Annotated in this window: 17 protein-coding genes and 1 riboswitch; of the genes, 9 read left to right on the top strand and 8 right to left on the bottom strand. The window is 71.0% G+C overall.

Going from position 1 to position 20,644, the window contains the following annotated elements:
* Positions 1-17: 17 nt before the first annotated feature.
* The 4 genes from ABZ117_RS10125 to ABZ117_RS10140 all read left to right on the top strand — a co-directional run bounded on the left by ABZ117_RS10125 (position 18) and on the right by ABZ117_RS10140 (position 2,352).
* Complete coding sequence (locus ABZ117_RS10125) at positions 18-335, top strand: cupin domain-containing protein (protein WP_356819155.1); 318 nt, start codon at positions 18-20, stop codon at positions 333-335.
* A 132-nt stretch (positions 336-467) separates the two neighbouring features.
* Positions 468-680: a DUF5326 family protein gene (locus ABZ117_RS10130; protein WP_356819157.1), complete on the top strand. Its 213-nt coding sequence runs from the start codon at positions 468-470 to the stop codon at positions 678-680.
* Positions 681-1,080: 400 nt separating this feature from the next.
* Entirely contained in the window at positions 1,081-1,815 is a 735-nt protein-coding gene (locus ABZ117_RS10135; RefSeq protein ID WP_356819383.1) for an IclR family transcriptional regulator C-terminal domain-containing protein, read from the top strand.
* Between the two features lie 99 nt (positions 1,816-1,914).
* The gene (locus tag ABZ117_RS10140) at positions 1,915-2,352 is read left to right on the top strand and encodes an SsgA family sporulation/cell division regulator (protein WP_356819159.1); all 438 of its coding nucleotides are present in this window, start codon (positions 1,915-1,917) and stop codon (positions 2,350-2,352) included.
* 104 nt (positions 2,353-2,456) lie between these two features.
* Here ABZ117_RS10140 and ABZ117_RS10145 read toward each other — a convergent pair whose 3' ends face one another.
* Positions 2,457-3,902, bottom strand: a complete 1,446-nt coding sequence (locus ABZ117_RS10145; protein WP_356819160.1) for a YibE/F family protein — start codon at positions 3,900-3,902, stop codon at positions 2,457-2,459.
* 71 nt (positions 3,903-3,973) lie between these two features.
* A riboswitch (TPP riboswitch) is annotated at positions 3,974-4,150 on the top strand.
* On the opposite strand from ABZ117_RS10145, the gene thiC reads away from it, so the two are divergent.
* The gene (thiC, locus tag ABZ117_RS10150) at positions 4,143-5,927 is read left to right on the top strand and encodes a phosphomethylpyrimidine synthase ThiC (RefSeq protein WP_356819162.1); all 1,785 of its coding nucleotides are present in this window, start codon (positions 4,143-4,145) and stop codon (positions 5,925-5,927) included. It overlaps the preceding riboswitch by 8 nt.
* Positions 5,928-6,029: 102 nt before the next feature.
* Here the strand turns inward: thiC and ABZ117_RS10155 are convergent, their stop codons facing one another.
* The 3 genes from ABZ117_RS10155 to ABZ117_RS10165 all read right to left on the bottom strand — a co-directional run bounded on the left by ABZ117_RS10155 (position 6,030) and on the right by ABZ117_RS10165 (position 9,561).
* A complete protein-coding gene (locus ABZ117_RS10155) occupies positions 6,030-6,899 on the bottom strand; it encodes a hypothetical protein (protein ID WP_356819163.1) in 870 nt (289 codons plus the stop codon).
* Between the two features lie 179 nt (positions 6,900-7,078).
* Entirely contained in the window at positions 7,079-8,158 is a 1,080-nt protein-coding gene (locus tag ABZ117_RS10160; RefSeq protein WP_356819165.1) for a metallophosphoesterase, read from the bottom strand.
* 290 nt (positions 8,159-8,448) lie between these two features.
* Positions 8,449-9,561, bottom strand: coding sequence for a LacI family DNA-binding transcriptional regulator (locus tag ABZ117_RS10165; RefSeq protein ID WP_356819166.1), 1,113 nt, complete (start codon positions 9,559-9,561; stop codon positions 8,449-8,451).
* A gap of 454 nt (positions 9,562-10,015) precedes the next feature.
* Between ABZ117_RS10165 and hisC the strand changes: the two genes are divergently transcribed.
* On the top strand, positions 10,016-11,095 hold the full coding sequence (gene hisC / locus ABZ117_RS10170; protein WP_356819168.1) for a histidinol-phosphate transaminase: 1,080 nt from the start codon (positions 10,016-10,018) through the stop codon (positions 11,093-11,095).
* Positions 11,096-11,110: 15 nt separating this feature from the next.
* Here hisC and ABZ117_RS10175 read toward each other — a convergent pair whose 3' ends face one another.
* Positions 11,111-11,515 (bottom strand): cyclophilin-like family protein, encoded by a 405-nt coding sequence (locus ABZ117_RS10175; protein ID WP_356819169.1) that lies wholly within the window; start codon positions 11,513-11,515, stop codon positions 11,111-11,113.
* 210 nt (positions 11,516-11,725) lie between these two features.
* On the opposite strand from ABZ117_RS10175, the gene ABZ117_RS10180 reads away from it, so the two are divergent.
* From ABZ117_RS10180 to cydD, 3 genes are read left to right on the top strand one after another with little or no spacing between them, the layout of a single operon-like run.
* Positions 11,726-13,234, top strand: coding sequence for a cytochrome ubiquinol oxidase subunit I (locus tag ABZ117_RS10180; protein WP_356819171.1), 1,509 nt, complete (start codon positions 11,726-11,728; stop codon positions 13,232-13,234).
* 15 nt (positions 13,235-13,249) lie between these two features.
* Positions 13,250-14,269: a cytochrome d ubiquinol oxidase subunit II gene (cydB, locus tag ABZ117_RS10185; protein WP_356819173.1), complete on the top strand. Its 1,020-nt coding sequence runs from the start codon at positions 13,250-13,252 to the stop codon at positions 14,267-14,269.
* A gap of 59 nt (positions 14,270-14,328) precedes the next feature.
* A complete protein-coding gene (gene cydD, locus ABZ117_RS10190) occupies positions 14,329-17,958 on the top strand; it encodes a thiol reductant ABC exporter subunit CydD (RefSeq protein WP_356819175.1) in 3,630 nt (1,209 codons plus the stop codon).
* Positions 17,959-18,005: 47 nt separating this feature from the next.
* Here cydD and ABZ117_RS10195 read toward each other — a convergent pair whose 3' ends face one another.
* The 3 genes from ABZ117_RS10195 to ABZ117_RS10205 form a co-directional block, all read right to left on the bottom strand.
* A complete protein-coding gene (locus ABZ117_RS10195) occupies positions 18,006-18,896 on the bottom strand; it encodes an HAD-IIB family hydrolase (RefSeq protein ID WP_356819177.1) in 891 nt (296 codons plus the stop codon).
* Between the two features lie 116 nt (positions 18,897-19,012).
* Positions 19,013-19,915, bottom strand: coding sequence for an LLM class flavin-dependent oxidoreductase (locus ABZ117_RS10200; protein ID WP_356819178.1), 903 nt, complete (start codon positions 19,913-19,915; stop codon positions 19,013-19,015).
* 35 nt (positions 19,916-19,950) lie between these two features.
* On the bottom strand, positions 19,951-20,499 hold the full coding sequence (locus ABZ117_RS10205) for an RNA 2'-phosphotransferase (RefSeq protein WP_356819180.1): 549 nt from the start codon (positions 20,497-20,499) through the stop codon (positions 19,951-19,953).
* Positions 20,500-20,644: the final 145 nt, after the last annotated feature.

The following is a 20,644-nucleotide window of genomic DNA, read 5'->3' on the forward strand; positions in this document are numbered from 1 at the left end:
AGGCGAAGGCGACGGCGATGAAGTCATTCCGGCTGGACGAACTGGAGGCGGAGCGCGCCGCCCATGAGGGTGCCTACCTTCAGTTCCTGCGCGAGCGGAACATGTCGGTCGGCCTGTACGCCCTCGACGCGGGTGAGCACGACCCGCAGAAGCCCCATCACCAGGACGAGGTGTACTTCGTCGTCAGCGGCCGGGCGTCGATCACGGTCGGTCCGCAGACGACGGAGGTGGCGCGGGGCAGCATCGTGTACGTGCCGGCCGGAGTGCCGCACAGGTTCCACCACATCAGCGAGGACCTCAGGGTTCTCGTCGTGTTCTCTCCGCCCGAGGCGTGAGCCCGCACCCCGGACTCCCTAGGGGACGGATCAGGGGAGGACAAGGGATGCGCGGCCCCCGTGCGGCCCTTTCGCGGCCCTAGCATCGGGTGCAGGACATCAACAGCGCATGAAACACGAGGGACGAGGACGATGCGGGAGATCTTCACGGGTATGCCGTGGTGGGTGAAGTGGGTCGCGGTGCCGGTCATCGCCCTGGTCGTGTTCGGCGGCCTGATAGCGACCGTCGTCGGGTTCGTGATCGGCCTGCTGTTCAAGGCGCTGGTCTTCGTCGCCCTGGTCGGCGGACTGGTCTACGTCATACGCAAGTTCACGGCGAGCTCCTCGTCGCGCAGCGACTGGTGAGACCGAGGGGGCCCGGCGGCCGGTGAGGGGGCCACCGGTTCCCTCGGGGGAGGGAAGTTTTCCCAGGAGCCGTCTGCGCGCGGTGGCCGACGGTTAGAGTCCGGAACTCCCCACGGGATCCGGCTCCGTGGGTGGCGCAGACCCCCCTCCGTGCTCTTCCCCGCACGGGCTGCCCCTCGCGCTACGGGAGTACCCCTTGGCCACGGTCGACACCGCACCGGCAGAACCCCACGCACCCCCCGTCCCCCCGCGCTCGTGCGCGCCGCCCCTTCAGCGACCGGCCCCCCTGGCCGTCCCCGGCCGGCCCACGTCCGCCTCCGTCCCCGGCCGGCCCACGTCCGCCTCCGTCCCCGGCCGGCCCACGTCCGCTGCCCCGGGGCCCCCGGCCGGTGCGACGCTCATCGGATCCGTCCAGCGCGCCATGCGCCTGCTCGAGGCCGTCGCCGCCCGCCCGTACGGTGCCCCCGCCAAGCAGCTCGCCCGGGAGACGGGCCTGGCGCTGCCCACGACGTACCACCTGCTGCGCACCCTTGTGCACGAGGGCTACCTGTACCGCGAGAAGGGGCTGTTCTTCCTCGGTGACGCCGCCGCGCGGCTCGCGAGCAGCGGAGCACAGCAGAAACGTCGCAGCTCGGTGGCGGACATGCTCGCGCACTGGCGTGATTCGATCGGTGTACCGGTGTACTACGCGATGTACCGGGACGGCGAGATCGACGTGATGTGCGTCTCCGACTCGCGCGAGGCACCCGCGGTCGAGGAGTGGGCCGACTTCCGTGAGACCGGCCACGCCCATGCCATCGGACAGTGCCTGCTGTCCCAGCTGGACGAGGACGCCCGGCGCGACCACCTCGCCCACTACCCGGCCGAACCCCTCACGCCCTACACCGTGCGGGACCACGGCGCGCTGCTGCGGCGACTGGCCCGCACCCGGCGCATGGAACTGACGGTGGAGCGTCAGGAGTACGCGCTCGGGACGGTCTGCGCGGCGGTCCCCATCACGGTCGGCACGACCGCGGCCACCATGGCCATCTCCCTGCCCGTCCAGCGGGCCGACCGGCTGCTGCCCGCCGCCCGCCGGCTCCAGGCGGAGATCGGGCGGCACGTCGGCTCGCTCACGCTCTCTATCAGCATGTGAAAACTTACTCCTTGTGATCTATTGCGTACTTTCAGCAAGATTTGACCATGGCTAGAGGGATCAATCCCGGCCAGTCGATGTCATATGACGGGGTAGGCGATGCGCGAGTCCGTACAGGCAGAAGTCATGATGAGCTTTCTCGTGTCGGAGGAGCTCTCCTTCCGCATCCCGGTGGAGCTGCGCTACGAGACCTGTGATCCGTACGCGGTGCGGCTCACCTTTCACCTGCCCGGTGACGCCCCGGTGACCTGGGCCTTCGGGCGCGAGCTGTTGATCGACGGGGTCGGGCGGCCCTGCGGGGAGGGTGATGTGCGCATCGCTCCAGCCGATTCCGAGGTGCTGGGCGAAGTGCTGATCCGGCTTCAGGTGGGCGGGGACCAGGCGCTGTTCCGTTCGTCGGCGCCGCCGCTGGTGGCCTTCCTCGACCGGACGGACAAGCTCGTGCCGCTCGGTCAGGAGGGTGCGCTGGCGGACTTCGACGCTCATCTCGACGAGGCGCTGGACCGCATCCTGGCCGAGGAACAGAGCGCCGGCTGAAGCGTCACGATACGAGGCACCGACGCACCGTCATCTCGTCCGCCTCCGTGCAGGAACGCTTCTGCACCCGGTGGACGGCACCACCGCCCCACCCCACGTCGCGTTCACCGCTTCCGGCGCCGGCCCCGGCCGCCGCGCGCCGGTGCGGGACGCCCCCCGGCAGGCACCGGGTCAGCCGCTCCCGACCGGTCGGCCGAGACCACCAGCGCGGCCAGCGCGGTGGTGACCGGCACCGAGGCGACCAGGCCGATCGAGCCCACCAGCGTGCGCACGATCTCCTCGGCCACCAGTTCGCTGTCCGCCACGGTCCCCACGCTGCTCTGCGCGATCGAGAACAGCAGCAGCAGCGGCAGCGCGGCGCCGGCGTAGGCGAGCACCAGCGTGTTGACCACGGAGGCGATGTGATCTCGGCCGATCCGGATGGCCGCCCGGTACAGCCCCCGCCAGCCCATCGCCGGGTTCGCCTCGTGCAGTTCCCAGACCGCCGACGTCTGCGTCACCGTCACGTCGTCCAGGACGCCGAGCGAGCCGATGATGACGCCGGCCAGCAGCAGACCGCTCATGTCGATCGACGGATACAGGCCGTGGATCAGACCGGTGTTGTCGTCCGTGTTGCCGGTCAGCGCGGACCAGCCGATGAACAGCGAGCCGAGCAGGCCGATCAGCGACAGGGAGATCAGCGTGCCGAGCACCGCCACCGACGTGCGGGCGGACAGGCCATGGCACATGTACAGCGCGATCAGCATGATGGCGCTCGCTCCCACCACGGCCACGACCAGCGGATCGGAGCCCTGGAGGATGGCGGGCAGGATGAACAGGGTCAGCACGAGGAAGCTCACCGCCAGGGCGACCAGAGCCATGAGACCGCGCAGCCGGCCGACCACGACGACGGCCACGGCGAAGATCCCCGCGAGCAACGCCATGGGGAACGTCCGGTTCACATCGGTCACCGAGTACTGGAGGTTCTTCGGTGCCGAAGGCTCGTAGGCGACGACGACCTTCTCGTCCCGGTGCAACTGCCGAGTCTGGTCCGGCTGCACGATCTCGGTGAACGTACGGCCTGTGTCCTCGCCGGTGTCGACGCGGACGGTCGCCTTCTTGCAGGTTTTGCCGCCCGCCTGCTTCGCGGGGGCGCCGCCGGTGGCGGAGGGGGCGCCGGCCGGGGCGCCGCCCGACGCGTTCACCGACGCGCAGCTGACCTCGGTGACCCGGATGACCGTGGCCTGCTGGGTCTGCCGGTCGAAACCGACGCCGGTGCGCGAGTGGGGCGGGGCTCCGCCGGGCCAGAGCACCGCGAGGCCGACGACGACCGCCACGGTGAAGGGGATCAGGATCGCCGCGATCACCTTCCGCAAGTGCTGGGAGACCGGCGCGGCCGGGCCGTGGCCGTGCGCGTGACCGTGGTGGCCGCCTTCCCTGGCTCCGTGGTCGTGCGCGGGACCGTGATGCCCGCCCGCACCGGTTCCGTGGCCGTGCGCGTTGCCCTGTCCCGGGCCGTCTCGGCTGGGCGGATCGGGCGGCTGGTGGGGGTACTGCTCCATCCTGGTCACCGCCCGATCATCGCAAGAACGGTGGGGGCCCACTGTTCACCGCGCCCCCCATGCCGCTAGCGTGGAGACACCTTTGCACACGCGGGAGCTCGGAGCACCGGGCTGAGAGGGCGCTGACCTCCGTAGACGCGATGTTTCACGTGGAACCAACAGGTCCCACGCAGGACATCGGCACACGGGAATCGCTGCGTCGACCGCCGAACCTGTTACCGGGTAATGCCGGCGTAGGGAGTAGGTCCGATGACCAACAAGGACGCACGCACGCCTGCCTCCGTTCGGGACGAGAAGTCCGACGAGGCCGGGAAGTCCATCGGCTGGCACAAGGCGTACGTCGAGGGCTCGCGCCCCGACCTGCGCGTGCCGGTCCGTCAGGTGCACCTCACCAACGGGGAGTCGGTCACGCTGTACGACACGTCGGGGCCGTACACCGATCCGCTCGCCGATACGGACGTCCGCAGGGGCCTGTCACCGCTGCGGGAGAACTGGATCATCGCCCGCGGTGACACCGAGGAGTACGCGGGCCGTCCTGTCCGTCCCGAGGACGACGGGCTCCGGCACACCTCGCCGCGCGGCGGGCTGCGCAACCTGGACGCGGTCTTCCCCGGGCGCCCGCGCCAGCCGCGGCGCGGCCGGAGCGACCGGCCGGTGACGCAGCTCGCCTATGCCCGACGAGGCGAGATCACGCCGGAGATGGAGTTCGTGGCCATCCGGGAGAACGTCTCTCCCGAGGTGGTCCGCGAGGAGATCGCGGCAGGCCGGGCCGTGCTGCCGGCCAACGTCAACCACCCGGAGATCGAGCCGATGATCATCGGCAAGCGGTTCCTGGTGAAGGTGAACGCCAACATCGGCAACTCCGCGGTGACGTCCTCCATCGAGGAGGAGGTCGAGAAGATGACCTGGGCGACCCGCTGGGGCGCCGACACGGTCATGGACCTCTCGACCGGCCGCAACATCCACACCACCCGTGAGTGGGTGCTGCGCAACTCCCCCGTCCCCATCGGCACGGTGCCGCTGTACCAGGCCCTGGAAAAGGTCGACGGCCGGGCCGAGGAACTGACCTGGGAGATCTACAAGGACACCGTCATCGAGCAGGCCGAGCAGGGCGTGGACTACATGACCGTCCACGCGGGCGTCCGGCTGCCGTACGTCCCGCTCACCGCCAACCGCAAGACGGGCATCGTGTCGCGCGGAGGTTCCATCATGGCCGCGTGGTGCCTGGCGCACCACAAGGAGTCGTTCCTGTACGAGAACTTCGAAGAGTTGTGCGAGATTCTCGCCGCCTACGACGTCACGTACTCGCTGGGCGACGGGCTCAGGCCCGGTTCGATCGCGGACGCCAACGACGAGGCGCAGTTCGCGGAACTGAGGACGCTCGGGGAACTCAACCGCGTCGCCAGGCGCTTTCAGGTACAGACGATGATCGAGGGCCCCGGGCATGTCCCGATGCACAAGATCAAGGAGAACATCGACCTTCAGCAGGAGATCTGTGATGAAGCTCCGTTCTATACGCTCGGCCCGCTCACCACGGACGTCGCGCCGGCGTACGACCACATCACCTCCGGCATCGGTGCCGCGATGATCGCTTGGTGGGGCACGGCGATGCTCTGCTACGTCACGCCCAAGGAGCACCTGGGCCTGCCCAACCGGGACGACGTCAAGACCGGTGTCATCACCTACAAGATCGCCGCGCACGCGGCAGACCTGGCCAAGGGGCACCCGGGCGCTCAGGAGTGGGACGACGCGCTGTCGGACGCCCGTTTCGAGTTCCGGTGGGAGGACCAGTTCAACCTCGCCCTGGACCCGGACACGGCACGGGAGTTCCACGACGAGACCCTGCCCGCGGAACCCGCCAAGACGGCCCACTTCTGCTCCATGTGCGGGCCGAAGTTCTGCAGCATGAAGATCTCGCAGGACATCCGGCGCGAGCACGGCGGCGACCGGGCCGAGATCGAGCAGGGCATGGCCCAGAAGTCGCAGGAGTTCGCGGCGGCGGGCAACCGGGTCTACCTGCCGGTCGCCGACTGAGAGGCGCGGTGAACGTGCCGCGCCGGCCGGGCCCTTGAGGGGACGGCCGGCGCGGTGGGCCGGAGTCGTCCGGCGCGCGGGGCCGGACTGCCGCGGGTGCGGTCAGTCGGGCTGGTGCTCCGGGCCGCCGTAGTCCGGGCTCGTGTAGTCGGGGCTGGTGAAACTGGGGCGGCCGCTCGGGGTGCCGTCGTCCCCGGGGCTGCTGAAGCCGGGACGGTCGTAGCCCAGACGCGGGATGCGGCCGGTCGTCGGGGCGGGCGGGGCCGTACGGCGCACGGCGGGCGGACCCGGTTCGGTGAGCGCCTCCCGCAGGAACGGCAGGATGCCGCGCTCCAGCAGCGCCTCCCGCCACGCCTCTCTGGCCCCGGCCAGCTCCTCGTGCGCCGCCTCCTGGGCGCGGGCCTCCGCCGAGGTGCTGTTGCGCAGGGCGGTGAGCAGCAGCCCGACGGCGGCGACGAGGATCCCGGCCGCCGTGAGAGCGCCGAACACCCAGCCGGTGGTGAGCATGGTCCGGGCGAAGGTCTGCCCGGGATCCAGCACCTTCAGGAGGTAGCCGACGAGGAGGAAGAGGACGGCCGCGCTCCCGGAGAGGAGGGGAGCTAGGACGGCGATGACGGCGACGGCGCCCGCGCCGGTGCTCTCGGCGGCCTCCCCGAGGGCGGTGGCGAGGTTCGTGGCGTCCGGATCCGGTTCCGCCGCGCCGGGGCCGCCGGCGGCGGGCTGGACGGACAAGGCCGGGTGACGCAGTTCGTCGCGGACCTTGACGTAGTGCTGGTACTCGGCCGCCGCGGCTGCCGTGATCACGGCGCTGGCGCTTCGTGCCATGGTGCGCAGTTGTTCGGGATTGAGCCGCTGACCCACAGCGGCCAGTTCCGGCCGGTCGGGTGCGGAGCGCAGCGCCTCATCGAGGAGCCGCTCGAAATCCTGGCGGTCCTCGCTCTGAAGGTGCTGCGGAACGCTGTTCATGTGCATCCCCCGGTGCTCCGTAGGGCTGGGGCTCGCACGCCGGCGAGCCGTCGGGCAGAAACGGAGGGGAGCCTGCTACGGATAAGCCGATGGTAGAGCCGGCACGGCGCGCGGTGACAGGGGTTGCCGGAAATTGCGTTCCGGCCTGCGCTTTCACGGCCGGGTGACTCGTGCACGGAGAACGGTCAGCCGCCCAGGGGAAGTTGCTGGACGAGTAGCTTTCCGGCCATGGTCACTCCGCCGTCCATGGCGATGGCGAGGCCGTCGGCGTACACGTGCGGTCCCTCGACGGCCGGGCCGGCGCCGTCCTCGTCCTCCTCGGAACCGACCTCACCGAGGAGGTAGGGAATCGGGCTGTGCCCGTGAACCACCCGGGTGCCGCCGTACGTATCGAGGAGGGAGCGTACGGCGTCGGCACCGCCCTCGTCACGGAAGGAGAAGCGCTTGGTGAACTTGCGGAACAGATCCCAGACCTCGTCGGCGTCGTTGCGGGTCAGAGCCTCGCGGATGGTGTCGTTGACCGCCTCGATCGAGTCGCCGTAGTCGAGATAGGCGGTGGTGTCGGAGTGGAGGAGCAGATAGCCGTCGACCTCCTCGACGGCGTCGAGACGGGCCATCCACTGGAGATGGTGGTCCTGGAGGCGGTCCATGTCGGTCTTCTGGCCGCCGTTCAGCAGCCAGGCCGCCTGGAAGGTGGCGGTGCCCGCGCCGGAGTTGACGGGGGTGTCGCCGAACCGCTTGGCGCCGAGCAGCAGCAGCTCGTGGTTGCCCATGAGGGCCTTGCAGTAGCCGCCGGCCGCGGCGGCCTCGGCGGACAGCCGCATGACGAGGTCGATGACGCCGATGCCGTCGGGGCCGCGGTCGGTGAAGTCGCCGAGGAACCACAGCCGGGAGGTGCCGGCGCACCACTGGCCCGAGGCGTCGACCAGGCCCTGCGCCTGTAGGGCGGTCATCAGTTCGTCGAGGTAGCCGTGGACGTCACCGACGACGTACAGCGGTCCGGGACCGGGGACGGGCTGCGGTGCCGGGGCGGCGGTGGCCGGCTCGACGGGGACCTGGAGGGTGTCACCGGGGCCGATGACCGGCAGGTCCCGCCGGGTCGGGGTGTACCCCTCCGGGTACGCCTCGTCGGCGGGCGGTTCGGCGTCGTCCGGGTGGATGCCGTGGACGTACGGAGCGGCCTCATGGACGTACGCGGGTACCCGGAAGTCGCGTAGCGTCGCCGTCCGCTCCACCTCGGGTCCCTGACCGGCCCCCTGAGTCATCAGACCCCTCCACCATCGCGCCGCATCTGCACCGCTTCGGACTGCCTGGTCGCAGCGGTCCGCGGTGTCGTGGGCCCATCATAGGAATGCGCGTAGCGCCATGTGATGACCCAGGGGTGGTGAATCGGAACAAGACTCCGGTTCACCGCGGCTTTCGCCCCGTTTGGGCAGGTGTTCGGCAGGCTGTCGGGCGACCGGAGGGCCGGCCGGTCACGCGTCCGCCGGCCCGGACCCCGTCGGGGCGTGCCGGACTCCCCGTCCCCCCGGGCGCCCGCGGTGCTGCTTCGGCGTCACGTGTCGTCCGGCGTCCGGGGCGGGCTGACCGTCGTGCGCGGCGGACGTCGCTGGGACGAGGTGCGCACGATCAGCTCGGTCGGTATCACCTGCTCCACCGGCCGGTCGCCCTGGACACCCTCGATGGCGTCGATGAGCAGTTGCACGACCGCCGTGCCGATGCGGCGTGGCTTCAGGGAGAGGGTGGTGATGGGCGGTTCGGTGCCGGCGTAGACCGCCGACTCGCTGCAACACACCACCAGCAGGTCCTCGGGGACGCGCAGCCCGTAGCGGCGGGCGGCGGCGAGCAGGTCGGTGCCGTTGGGGTCGAACAGGCCGTAGACGGCGTCGGGGCGGTCGGGACGGGCGAGCAGCCGGTCGGCGGCGACGGTGCCCGCGCACGGGTCGTGCGCCGGGTAGGCCTCGTAGACAGGTTCCTGGCCGACCCGTTCGCACCAGCGCAGGTAGGCGGAGGTCGACAGGTGGGTGTACGTGTCCGTCGAGGTGCCGGTGAGCAGGCCGATGCGGCGGGCGCCCGAGTCGGCGAGGTGGTCCAGGATGTCGAGTACGGCGGCGGCGTGGTCGTTGTCGACCCAGGCGGTGACGGGGAGCGCGCCGGCCGGGCGGCCGTCGGAGACGACGGGCAGTCCCTGCCGCACCAGTTCGCTGACCACGGGATCCTGGTCGGAGGGGTCGATGACGATCGTGCCGTCGAGGGCCACGTTCGACCAGACGTCGTGGCGTGACGTCGCGGGCAGGATGACCAGGGCGTAGCCGCGGGCGAGCGCGGCCGAGGTGGCGGCCCGGGCCATCTCCGCGAAGTAGGCGAACTCGGTGAAGGTGAAAGGTTCATCCCCGTAGGTCGTCACGGTCAGGCCGATCAGCCCGGACTTGCCGGTACGGAGGGTGCGGGCGGCGGCCGAGGGGCGGTACCCCAGCCGGTCGGCGACCTCGCGGACATGGCGGCGGGTGGCGTCCGGCAGCCTGCCCTTGCCGTTGAGGGCGTCGGAGACGGTCGTGATGGAGACCCCGGCTGCTGCGGCGACGTCTCTGATGCCGGCCCGACCGGGCCGGTTGCCTCGACGCGAGGTTTCCGCGCGGCTCACCTGGTGCTTCCCTGCTGCTGTCATGGCGAGCCGATAGTAGGGCTCATGCGGTGGGGTAGTGCGGACGCATATGCACGCGTTGACGGGCACGTTTCTGCATGGTCATACGGAGTCAACTCCCTTGGAAACCAAGGTAGTTGCCCGATTCAATGGTACGACGTGACCTGTCGAAGCGGATGGACCTGCCGAGGGTCCGATGTCTCGAAGAGGTCTCAACTCACCTTCATGGGGGACGCGCGCCACGGCGCGAGCCACGGGCGCGTAGATATATGTACGGCGCGCCCCCCGAAACGCACGCCTTCGTACGGTGATGCCCGGGATGCCGCCGGGCCGGGCGGGGGTTCGTCCTGATCGCGGGCCGCACTCGCACACCTGCTCGTCCCGCGCCTGTACGCAGGGGCGCCGAATCCTCTTAAGGTGAGGAGTATGGGAAGCCGGCGGCGTCGATGGTCCGCCGGTGGTCGCGAGGAGGACTGCGGTGAGCGAGACGAACCCCAAGCTGCGCGCCGAGCTGGAGGGGATCCCCACCTACAAGCCGGGCAAGCCGGCGGCGACCGGCGGACCGGTCGCCTACAAGCTGTCCTCCAACGAGAATCCGTACCCGCCGCTGCCCGGTGTGCTGGAGAGCGTGACCGCGGCGGCCTGCACCTTCAACCGCTACCCGGACATGGCCTGCACCGGGCTGGTGAACGAGCTGTCGGACCGCTTCGGCGTCCCGCTCTCCCACCTGGCCACCGGCACCGGCTCGGTCGGGGTCGCCCAGCAGCTGGTGCAGGCCACCAGCGGGCCGGGCGACGAGGTGATCTACGCCTGGCGGTCGTTCGAGGCGTATCCGATCATCGCGCAGATCAGCGGTGCCCGGTCGGTGCAGGTGCCGCTGACGCCGGGTGATGTGCACGACCTGGACGCGATGGCGGACGCGATCACCGACCGGACGCGGCTGATCTTCGTCTGCAACCCCAACAACCCGACCGGCACGGTGGTACGGCGGGCCGAGCTGGAGCGGTTCCTCGACCGGGTGCCCGGTGACGTACTGGTGGTGCTGGACGAGGCCTACCGTGAGTTCATCCGGGATCCCGAGGTGCCCGACGGTGTCGAGCTGTACCGGGAGCGGCCCAATGTCTGCGTCCTGCGCACGTTCTCCAAGGCGTACGGGCTCGCCGGGTTGCGCGTCGGTTTCGCGATCGCCCATGAGCCGGTGGCGGCCGCGCTGCGCAAGACGGCGGTGCCGTTCGGGGTGAGCCAGCTCGCGCAGGAGGCGGCGATCGCCTCGCTGCGGGCCGAGGACGAGCTGCTGGGCCGGGTCGGCTCGCTCGTGTGTGAACGCACTCGCGTGGTCGACGCGTTGCGGGATCAGGGCTGGACGGTGCCCGAGACGCAGGCCAATTTCGTATGGCTGCGGCTGGGGGAGCGTACGGTCGCCTTTGCCCAGGCATGTGAGGAGCACGGTGTGGTGGTCCGGCCGTTCCCGGGCGAGGGTGTGCGGGTGACGGTCGGGGAGACCGAGGCGAACGACATCTTCCTCAAGGCCGCGGAGGCGTTCCGCGGGGAGCTGTAGCCCACCCGCTGTTCTCTACTCCTCGATCAGCTCCACACGGACGGGGTCGCCGTTGCGTACGGTCGCCAGGACGCCGTGGTCCCCGTCCACGTTGCCGAGGACGTTGCACGGGCTCGCGAGGCGGCACTCCCCCCGGAACTCGCTCCGGGGGGACCCCCAGCCCTGTGAGATCGGCGTGGGGCCGAAGGGCAGGGCGAGCGCGTCGCCGTCCGTCCAGAAGGTAACCGTGCCCGGTGCCACGATCTGCCGGGCGTCCGTTTCACGTGAAACAGAGACGCCTGTGGCGAAATGCACCTCCTCGCCCCATGTGTGTGCGGTCGAAGCGAGCGGCAGTGCCTTCGCGAGTGCCTGGGTGGTCGGTGTGCTTGCGTCGAGGGTCGCGGTGATGTTGCCCGCGGGCCAGGAGATGCGTATCTGCATGGCGGGCAATTCAACAAGATGTTGAAGTAGCTGCCAAGGTCCTGACGTGGAGGCGGAGGGGGGACCCCCCTTCGGCAGCCGAAAATCAGTGCGTGCATAATGGCTTGTGAATGTGAACGCGTTCACAAGCGAGTCCCGATTGCTCCGGTATGTAGGTGACAAGCGGGGCAGATCGCCGCTGTACCACGGCGTAGTAAGGAGAGTGACGACGTGGACCTGGCTCTGGCGCCGGAGACACTGGCGCGCTGGCAGTTCGGCATCACCACCGTCTACCACTTCCTGTTCGTCCCGCTGACGATCTCCCTGGCCGCCCTCACGGCCGGGCTCCAGACGGCCTGGGTGCGCACGGAGAAGGAGAAGTACCTCAGGGCGACGAAGTTCTGGGGCAAGCTCTTCCTGATCAACATCGCGATGGGCGTGGTCACCGGCATCGTGCAGGAGTTCCAGTTCGGCATGAACTGGTCGGACTACTCGCGGTTCGTCGGCGACATCTTCGGTGCTCCACTCGCCTTCGAGGCGCTGATCGCCTTCTTCTTCGAGTCCACCTTCATCGGCCTGTGGATCTTCGGCTGGGACAAGCTGCCGCAGAAGATCCATCTGGCCTGCATCTGGATGGTCTCGATCGGAACGGTGCTGTCGGCGTACTTCATCCTCGCGGCCAACTCCTGGATGCAGCACCCCGTCGGCTACCGGATCGACAAGGCGAAGGGGCGGGCGGAGCTGACCGACTTCTGGGCCGTGCTGACCCAGAACACCGCCCTCAGCCAGGCCTTCCACACCCTGTCCGCCGCCTTCCTCACCGGTGGCGCCTTCATGGTGGGCATCTCCGCCTACCACCTGGCCCGCAAGAAGCACATCCGCGAGATGAAGACCTCGCTGCGGCTGGGCCTGATCACCGTGGTCGTCGCCGGTCTGCTCACCTCGGTCAGCGGTGACGTGCTCGGCAAGGTCATGTTCAAGCAGCAGCCGATGAAGATGGCCGCCGCCGAGGCGCTGTGGGACGGCCGGAAGCCGGCACCGTTCTCGATCTTCGCCTACGGTGACGTCGACAAGGGCCACAACACCGTGGCCGTGGAGATACCCGGCCTGCTGTCCTTCCTCGCCGACGACGACTTCACCTCGTACGTCCCCGGCATCAACGACGTCAACAAGGCCGAGCAGCAGAAGTTCGGGCCCGGCGACTACCGGCCCAACATCCCGGTCGCCTTCTGGGGCTTCCGATGGATGATCGGCTTCGGCATGGCCTCCTTCGGGATCGGCCTGGCCGGGCTCTGGCTGACCCGCAAGAAGTTCATGCTGGCGCAGCACCTCAGGGTCGGCGACGACGAGGTGCCCCACCTGGTGCTGTTCAGGGACAAGGTCCTGGGACCGAAGCTCACCTGCTGGTACTGGCGCATCGCGGTGTGGACCCTGGCCTTCCCGCTGATCGCCAACTCCTGGGGCTGGATCTTCACCGAGATGGGCCGCCAGCCGTGGGCCGTCTACGGTGTCCTCCAGACCCGGGACGCGGTCTCCCCGGGTGTCTCGCAGGGTGAGGTCCTCCTCTCGATGACCGTCTTCACCGCGCTGTACGCGATCCTCGCCGTCGTCGAGGTGAAGCTGCTCGCGAAGTACGTCAAGGCCGGCCCGCCGGAGCTGACCGAGGCCGACCTCAACCCGCCCACGAAGATCGGCGGCGACACCCGTGACGCCGACAAGCCGATGGCCTTCTCGTACTAGGCCGAGGGAACAGTCATGGAACTTCACGACGTCTGGTTCGTCCTGATCGCCGTCCTGTGGACGGGCTACTTCTTCCTGGAGGGCTTCGACTTCGGAGTCGGGATCCTCACCAGGCTGCTGGCGCGTGACCGGGCCGAGCGCCGGGTGCTGATCAACACCATCGGCCCCGTCTGGGACGGCAACGAGGTGTGGCTGCTCACCGCGGGCGGCGCGACCTTCGCCGCGTTCCCGGAGTGGTACGCCACCCTCTTCTCCGGCTTCTACGTGCCCCTGCTCCTCGTCCTGGTCTGCCTGATCGTCCGGGGCGTCGCCTTCGAGTACCGGGCCAAGCGCCCGGAGGAGAACTGGCAGCGCAACTGGGAGACGGCGATCTTCTGGACCTCGCTGCTCCCGGCGTTCCTGTGGGGCGTCGCGTTCGGGAACATCGTCGGGGGCGTGCGGATCGACCGGAACTTCGACTACGCCGGCAGCGTCTGGGACCTGCTCAACCCCCACGCCCTGCTCGGCGGACTGGTGACGCTCACGCTGTTCACCTTCCACGGAGCGGTGTTCACCGCGCTCAAGACCGTCGGCGACATCCGGGTGCGGGCACGGAGACTGGCCCGGTGGGTCGGTCTCGTCACGGCCGTCACGGCGCTGGTGTTCCTGTTGTGGACACAGGCCGACAGCGGTGACGGCAAGAGCCTGGTGGCCCTGATCGTGGCGGTGGCCGCCCTGGTGGCCGCCCTGGTGGCCAATCAGCTCGGGCGTGAGGGATGGGCCTTCGCACTGTCCGGCATCACCATCGTGGCCACCGTGGCGATGCTCTTCCTGTCGCTCTTCCCGAACGTCATGCCGTCCACCCTCGACAGCGACTGGAGCCTGACGGTCACCAACGCCTCGTCGAGCCCGTACACCCTGAAGATCATGACGTGGTGCGCGGCGATCGCCACACCGATCGTCCTGCTCTACCAAGGCTGGACCTACTGGGTGTTCCGCAAGCGGATCGGCACCCAGCACATCGCAGCCGACGCCGCTGCCGGCACCGCGCACTGAGTCCGCCGAGGGTGTGTTCCACGTGGAACACACCCTCAGGACCGAAGGGCCTGTTTCACGTGAAACCAATCGATCCACGCCTTCTGCGGTACGCCCGCGCCACCCGGCTCTTCCTCGTGGCGGTCGTCGTCCTGGGTGCCGCCGGCGCGGGGCTGGTCATCGCCCAGGCGATGCTCGTCGCCGAGATCGTCGTCGGCGCGTTCCAGCACAGGGAGTCGGCTGCCGACCTGGGCACTCCCCTGCTGCTGTTGGCGGCCGTGGCCGTGGGGCGGGCGGTTGTCGCATGGCTCACCGAACTCGCGTCCCACCGGGCGAGCGCGGTCGTGAAGTCGGAACTGCGCGGGCGGCTCCTGGACCGGGCGGCGACCCTGGGACCCGGATGGCTGAGCGGACAGCGGACCGGCTCGCTCGTCACCCTGGCCACACGCGGGGTCGACGCCCTGGACGACTACTTCTCGCGCTACCTCCCGCAGTTGGGGCTCGCGGTGGTCGTGCCGGTGGCGGTGCTCGCCCGGATCGTCACCGAGGACTGGGTGTCGGCGGCGATCATCGTCGGTACCCTGCCGCTCATTCCGCTGTTCATGATGCTGATCGGGTGGGCGACGCAGTCCCGGATGGACCGGCAGTGGCGATTGCTGTCCCGACTGTCCGGACACTTCCTGGACGTGGTGGCGGGGTTGCCCACGCTGAAGGTGTTCGGCCGGGCCAAGGCGCAGGCCGCGTCCATCCGGCGGATCACCGATGAGTACCGGCAGGCCACGCTGGGGACGCTGCGCATCGCGTTCCTCTCCTCGTTCGCGCTGGAATTGCTCGCCACGCTGTCCGTCGCGCTGGTCGCCGTGGCGATCGGGATGCGGCTGGTCCACGGCGAGATGGATCTGTACGTCGGACTGGTGATCCTGGTCCTGGCGCCCGAGGCGTATCTGCCGCTGCGGCAAGTGGGCGCGCAGTACCACGCCGCGGCGGAGGGGCTCGCCGCCGCGGAGGAGATCTTCACCGTGCTGGAGACGCCGGTGGCGGAGCCGGGTACCGGCGTGGTGCCCGCGGGCGCGGTGGCCTTCGACGGCATCACCGTGCGCTATCCCGGTCGCTCCGAGGACGCCGTGACCGGTGTGTCCTTCAGCGTGGAGCCCGGGGAGACCGTCGCCCTGGTGGGGCCGAGCGGAGTGGGCAAGTCGACGCTGCTGGGCGTGCTGCTGGGGTTCGTGCGGCCCAGCGAGGGCCGGGTGCGGATCGGGGGAGCCGATCTCGCCGGGCTGGACGTGGCCGAGTGGCGGTCGCGGATCGCGTGGGTGCCGCAGCGACCGCACCTGTACGCCGGGAGCGTCGCGGAGAACGTACGGCTCGCGCGGCCCGGAGCCGACGACGCCGCCGTACGGCGTGCGCTGCGGGACGCGGGGGCGTGGGAGTTCGTGACGGCGCTGCCCGACGGGGCCGACACCGTGCTCGGCGAGGACGGGGCGGGGCTGTCCGCGGGGCAGCGGCAGCGGCTGGCGTTGGCGCGGGCGTTCCTCGCGGACCGGCCCGTGCTGTTGCTGGACGAGCCGACGGCCGCGCTCGACGGCGTGACCGAGCGGGAGGTCGTCGCCGCGGTGCGGAGGCTCGCGGTGGGGCGGACCGTGTTGCTCGTCGTGCATCGCCCGGCGTTGCTGGAGGTGGCCGACCGGGTGGTGCGGCTGGGGCGCGGCGGGCTGGTGACGCGTTCGGCGGACAGCCGGCCGACCAGGGGCCTGGACTCCCGCCCCCGTCTCGGCGACCTGGAGGGGGAGCCCGAGGCGGCTGGGCCGGGCGGGCCGGCTGGCGCACCGGTGGGGGCCGAGGCCGGCGGGCCCGCCGGAGTCGGCGGGCCCGCCGGAGTCGGCGGGCCGGTAGGAACGGGGCGTACCGGGCGCGGGTCGGTGGGGGCCGAGGCCGGTGGGACGGTTCTCGGGCGGGTCTTGCGGGGCGGTGGGGCCTGGCGTGGGCGGCTGGGGCTTGCCTGGGGCCTCGGGAGTCTGGCCGTCGGGAGCGCCGTGGCGCTGATGGCGACCTCCGGGTGGCTCATCTCGCGGGCCTCGCAGCAGCCGCCGGTGTTGTACCTGATGGTGGCCGTGACCGCCACGCGGGCGTTCGGGATCGGGCGGGCGGTGTTCCGCTACGCCGAGCGGCTGGTGTCGCACGACGCCGTCCTGCGGATGCTGGCCGACACCCGGGTCGCGGTCTACCGGCGCCTGGAACGCCTCGCGCCCGCCGGGCTGCGTACCGCGCGCCGCGGTGATCTGCTCACCCGGCTGGTCGCGGACGTGGACGCGTTCCAGGACTACTGGCTGCGCTGGCTGCTGCCCGCCGCGGTCGCCCTGGCCGTCTCCGCGGCCTCCGTCGGCTTCACGGCCTGGCTGCTGCCCGAGGCCGGGGCGGCCCTCGCGGCCGGCCTGCTCGCGGCCGGCGTGGGTGTCCCTTGGCTGACCGCACGCGTGGCCGGGCGGACCGAGCGGCGGCTGGCGCCCGCCCGAGGAGTGCTCGCGACCCGTGTGACCGACCTGCTCACCGGCACCGCGGAACTGACCGTCGCCGGCGCGCTGCCCGGCCGTACGGCCGCGGTCCGGCGAGCCGACGGCACCCTCACCCGGATCGCGGCGCGCGCGGCCACCGTCACCGGGCTCGGTGACGGGCTGACCGCGCTCGTCTCCGGGCTGACCGTCACGGCCACCGCGCTGCTCGGGGCCCAGGCGGTGGCGGCCGGCCGGCTCGGCGGCGTGGCGATGGCCGTGGTCGTCCTGACCCCGCTGGCCGCGTTCGAGGCCGTCCTCGGGCTGCCGCTCGCCGTGCGTCACCGGCAGCGGGTGCGGCGCAGCGCGGAGCGCGTGTACGAGGTCCTGGACGCCCCCGAGCCCGTACGCGAGCCGGAGCGGCCCCGGCAGGCGCCCGCCTCGCCGTTCCCGGTGGTCGTCAAGGGGCTGACCGCACGGTACGCGGGACAGCGGCGGGAGGCGCTGGCCGGGCTGGACCTGACCCTGGAGCGGGGCCGCCGGGTCGCGGTGGTCGGCGCGTCCGGGGCCGGCAAGTCGACCCTCGCCCAGGTGCTGCTGCGGTTCCTCGACCCGGAGGCGGGTTCGTACACGCTCGCCGGTGTGGACGCCTGCGCGCTGGCCGGTGACGACGTGCGGCGGCTCGTCGGGCTGTGTGCCCAGGACGCCCACCTCTTCGACAGCTCGGTGCGCGAGAACCTGCTGCTGGCCAGGAAGGACGCCACCGAGGCCGGCCTGCGCGAGGCCCTGGCCCGGGCCCGGCTGCTGGACTGGGTGGACTCCCTGCCCGACGGCCTGGACACGCTGGTCGGCGAGCACGGGGCGCGGCTGTCCGGCGGGCAGCGGCAGCGGCTGGCGCTGGCCCGCGCGCTGCTGGCGGACTTCCCCGTCCTGGTGCTCGACGAGCCCGCCGAGCACCTGGACCTGCCGACGGCGGACGCGCTGACCGCCGACCTGCTGGCCGCCACCGAGGGCCGTACGACACTGCTGATCACCCACCGGCTGGCGGGGCTCGACGCGGTGGACGAGGTGCTCGTGCTCGACGCGGGCCGGGTGGTGCAGCGGGGGCCGTACGCGCGGCTGATCACCGAGGAGGGGCCGCTGCGGGAGCTGGCCCGGCGGGAGGCGGAGGCGGAGTCCCTGGTGGGGGACCCGGCCGCCACGGCGGGAAGCCCCCGGTAGGCGGCGACCTGCCGGGAGCCCGGATCGGCAACGGCGATCGGGGAGCGTTACGGGGTGTGGTCCGTGAGCAGGTTCTCGATCACCACGGCGACCCCGTCGTCGTTGTTGGCGACCGTACGGCCCGACGCGGCGGCGATGACGTCCGGGTGGGCGTTGCCCATCGCGAACGACTGGCCGGCCCAGGTGAGCATCTCTACGTCGTTGGGCATGTCCCCGAAGGCCACGACCTCCTCGTGCGAGATGCCGCGCTCGGCGCAGCACAGGGCGAGGGTGCTGGCCTTGGAGACGTCGGGGCCGCTCAGTTCCAGCAGGGCGCTGGGGCTGGAGCGGGTGACGTTGGCGTGGCCGCCGACGGCGAGGCGGGCCAGGGTGAGGAAGGCGTCCGGGTCGAGCGACGGGTGGTAGGCGAGGATCTTCAGGACGGGCTGGTCGGCGTCCGGCCCGTCGGGCGCGAGCAGTTCCTCGGCGGGCCGGAGGTTGTCGGGGATCTCCATGTGCAGCTTGGGATAGTCCGGCTCCTGGTGGAAGCCGTAGGTCTGCTCCACCGCGAAGACCGTGCCGGGTGCCGCCTCGCGCAGCAGCCGTACGGCGTTCAGGGCGTTCGTCCGGAGCAGTTCCCGTACCTTGACGAACCGGTGGGCGCCGGGGCCGCCGTGCAGGTCGACCACGGCGGCGCCGTTGCCGCAGATCGCCAGGCCGTGGCCGTGGACGTGGTCGCTGACCACGCTCATCCAGCGGGCGGGCCGGCCGGTGACGAAGAAGACCTCGATGCCGGCGGCCTCGGCGGCGGCCAGCGCGGCGACGGTCCGCGGGGAGACCGACTTGTCGTCGCGCAGCAGGGTGCCGTCGAGGTCGGTGGCGATCAGCCGCGGCCGGATGGCGGCGGACGGGGTCCCGGGCTGTCTGGTCGCTGAGGTCACCCGGTCATTCTCGCGCATATGCCTGCACGGTCGTGCGGAAGTGCGCACAGATGAGACGCAGATGACGCTCGGCGGCCCTTGCCGGGGCCGGCGGCCGTGGTGGCCGGGACCGGTCCGCCCGGTCCCGGCGGGGCTCAGGCCAGCTGGGCCGGGGCTTGTGTGGCGATCCGCTCGAAGACCTTCTCGTCCGCGGCGAAGTCGGAGTCCGGGATGGGCCAGTGGATCACGATCTCGGTGAAGCCCAGCGCCTGGTGGCGGCCGGCGAAGTCCACGAAGGCGTCCACGGAGTCGAGCGGCCGGCCGCGGTCCGGGGTGAAGCCGGTCAGCAGGACCTTGTCCAGCCCGGCCACGTCCCGGCCGGCGGCCTCGCAGGCCTCGGACAGCCTGCCGAGCTGCCCGCGCAGCGCTTCGACGGACTGCTCGGGGGTGCCGGTCTCGTACAGCTTCGGGTCGCCGGTGGTCACCCAGGCCTGGCCGTACCGCGCGGCCAGCTTCAGACCGCGGGGGCCGGTGGCCGCGACCGCGAACGGCAGCCGGGGGCGCTGCACACAGCCGGGTACGTTCCGCGCCTCGTGCGCCGAGTAGAACCGGCCCTCCTGCGACACGGTGTCCTCGGTGAGCAGGCGGTCGAGGAGGGGCACGAACTCGGCGAACCGGTCGGCGCGCTCCCGTGGGCTCCAGGGGTCCTGGCCGAGGGCGGTCGCGTCGAAGCCGGTGCCGCCGGCGCCGATGCCCAGGGTGACCCGGCCGCCGGAGATGTCGTCGAGGCTGACGAGTTCCTTGGCCAGCGTGACCGGGTGCCGGAAGTTCGGCGAGGTGACGAGTGTGCCCAGGCGCAGTCGGTCGGTGGCCGCTGCCGCCGCGGTCAGCGTCGGGATCGCGCCGAACCAGGGGCCGTCACGGAAGCTGCGCCAGGACAGGTGGTCGTAGGTGTACGCCGTGTGGAAGCCGAGCTGTTCGGCCCGCAGCCAGGACGCGCGGCCGCCTTCGCTCCAGCGGCGGTACGGCAGGATCACGGTGCTCAGACGCAGACTCATGGGTCCGAGCGTAAGCGTCCGGCGTGAGCCGGTGTTCAGCGCGGGTCCGGGAAGCGCAGGTGACGCGGGGGTACGGCCGCCGTCAGCCAGACTCCGTTGGCGCTGAGGTGGAACACATGGCCGTCGCGGTGCATGGCGCCGGAGTCGACGGTGAGCACCACGGGCCGGCCCCGGCGGGCGCCGACCCGGGTGGCGGTCTCCCGGTCGGCGGAGAGATGGACGTCGTGCCGGTCCATGGGCCTGAGGCCCTCCGCGCGGATCGCGGCCAGGCTGCGCTCAACCGTCCCGTGGTAGAGGTGCGGCGGCGGAGTGGCCGGGGGCAGGCCGAGGTCGACCTCGATGCTGTGCCCCTGACTGGCGCGGATCCTGGTGCCTTCCGTCACGAAGCGCTGTTTGTCGTTCGTGGCGACGACGTGGTCCAGCTCGTCCCGCGTGAACCGGAATCCGTGCGCGGCGGCCGCGGCGATCAGGGTGCCGATGTCCACCCAGCCGCCCGGGTCCGGCGTGATCCCGATGCGCTCGGGCTGGTGGCGCAGGTGTCTGGAGAGGTATCTGGACACCTGCACGGTGCGTCGTTCGTTCATGGGACCAGCGTGCGGGAGAGACGTGGATCACGCAGGTTTTTTCCTCCGTAGGTTTGGTCCACAGCCAAGTGAGTTTATCCACAGGGGATTTGACGAAGGTTGTGGACAAGTGGTGGGCCGGTCAGGGGACTGCCTCAGCCCCCGC

Source organism: Streptomyces sp. NPDC006309 (genome assembly GCF_040613095.1).
GTDB lineage: Bacteria > Actinomycetota > Actinomycetes > Streptomycetales > Streptomycetaceae > Streptomyces.

What these genes read in the sequence shown, in the direction of transcription:
- ABZ117_RS10125 (WP_356819155.1), top strand. Translation starts at nt 18, where the DNA reads ATGAAGTCATTCCGGCTGGACGAACTGGAGGCGGAGCGCGCCGCCCAT.
- ABZ117_RS10160 (WP_356819165.1), bottom strand. Translation starts at nt 8,158, where the DNA reads ATGACTCAGGGGGCCGGTCAGGGACCCGAGGTGGAGCGGACGGCGACG.
- ABZ117_RS10165 (WP_356819166.1), bottom strand. Translation starts at nt 9,561, where the DNA reads ATGACAGCAGCAGGGAAGCACCAGGTGAGCCGCGCGGAAACCTCGCGT.
- cydB (WP_356819173.1), top strand. Translation starts at nt 13,250, where the DNA reads ATGGAACTTCACGACGTCTGGTTCGTCCTGATCGCCGTCCTGTGGACG.
- ABZ117_RS10205 (WP_356819180.1), bottom strand. Translation starts at nt 20,499, where the DNA reads ATGAACGAACGACGCACCGTGCAGGTGTCCAGATACCTCTCCAGACAC.
- ABZ117_RS10155 (WP_356819163.1), bottom strand. Translation starts at nt 6,899, where the DNA reads ATGCACATGAACAGCGTTCCGCAGCACCTTCAGAGCGAGGACCGCCAG.
- ABZ117_RS10130 (WP_356819157.1), top strand. Translation starts at nt 468, where the DNA reads ATGCGGGAGATCTTCACGGGTATGCCGTGGTGGGTGAAGTGGGTCGCG.
- ABZ117_RS10140 (WP_356819159.1), top strand. Translation starts at nt 1,915, where the DNA reads ATGCGCGAGTCCGTACAGGCAGAAGTCATGATGAGCTTTCTCGTGTCG.
- ABZ117_RS10200 (WP_356819178.1), bottom strand. Translation starts at nt 19,915, where the DNA reads ATGAGTCTGCGTCTGAGCACCGTGATCCTGCCGTACCGCCGCTGGAGC.
- thiC (WP_356819162.1), top strand. Translation starts at nt 4,143, where the DNA reads ATGACCAACAAGGACGCACGCACGCCTGCCTCCGTTCGGGACGAGAAG.
- ABZ117_RS10195 (WP_356819177.1), bottom strand. Translation starts at nt 18,896, where the DNA reads ATGCGCGAGAATGACCGGGTGACCTCAGCGACCAGACAGCCCGGGACC.
- ABZ117_RS10175 (WP_356819169.1), bottom strand. Translation starts at nt 11,515, where the DNA reads ATGCAGATACGCATCTCCTGGCCCGCGGGCAACATCACCGCGACCCTC.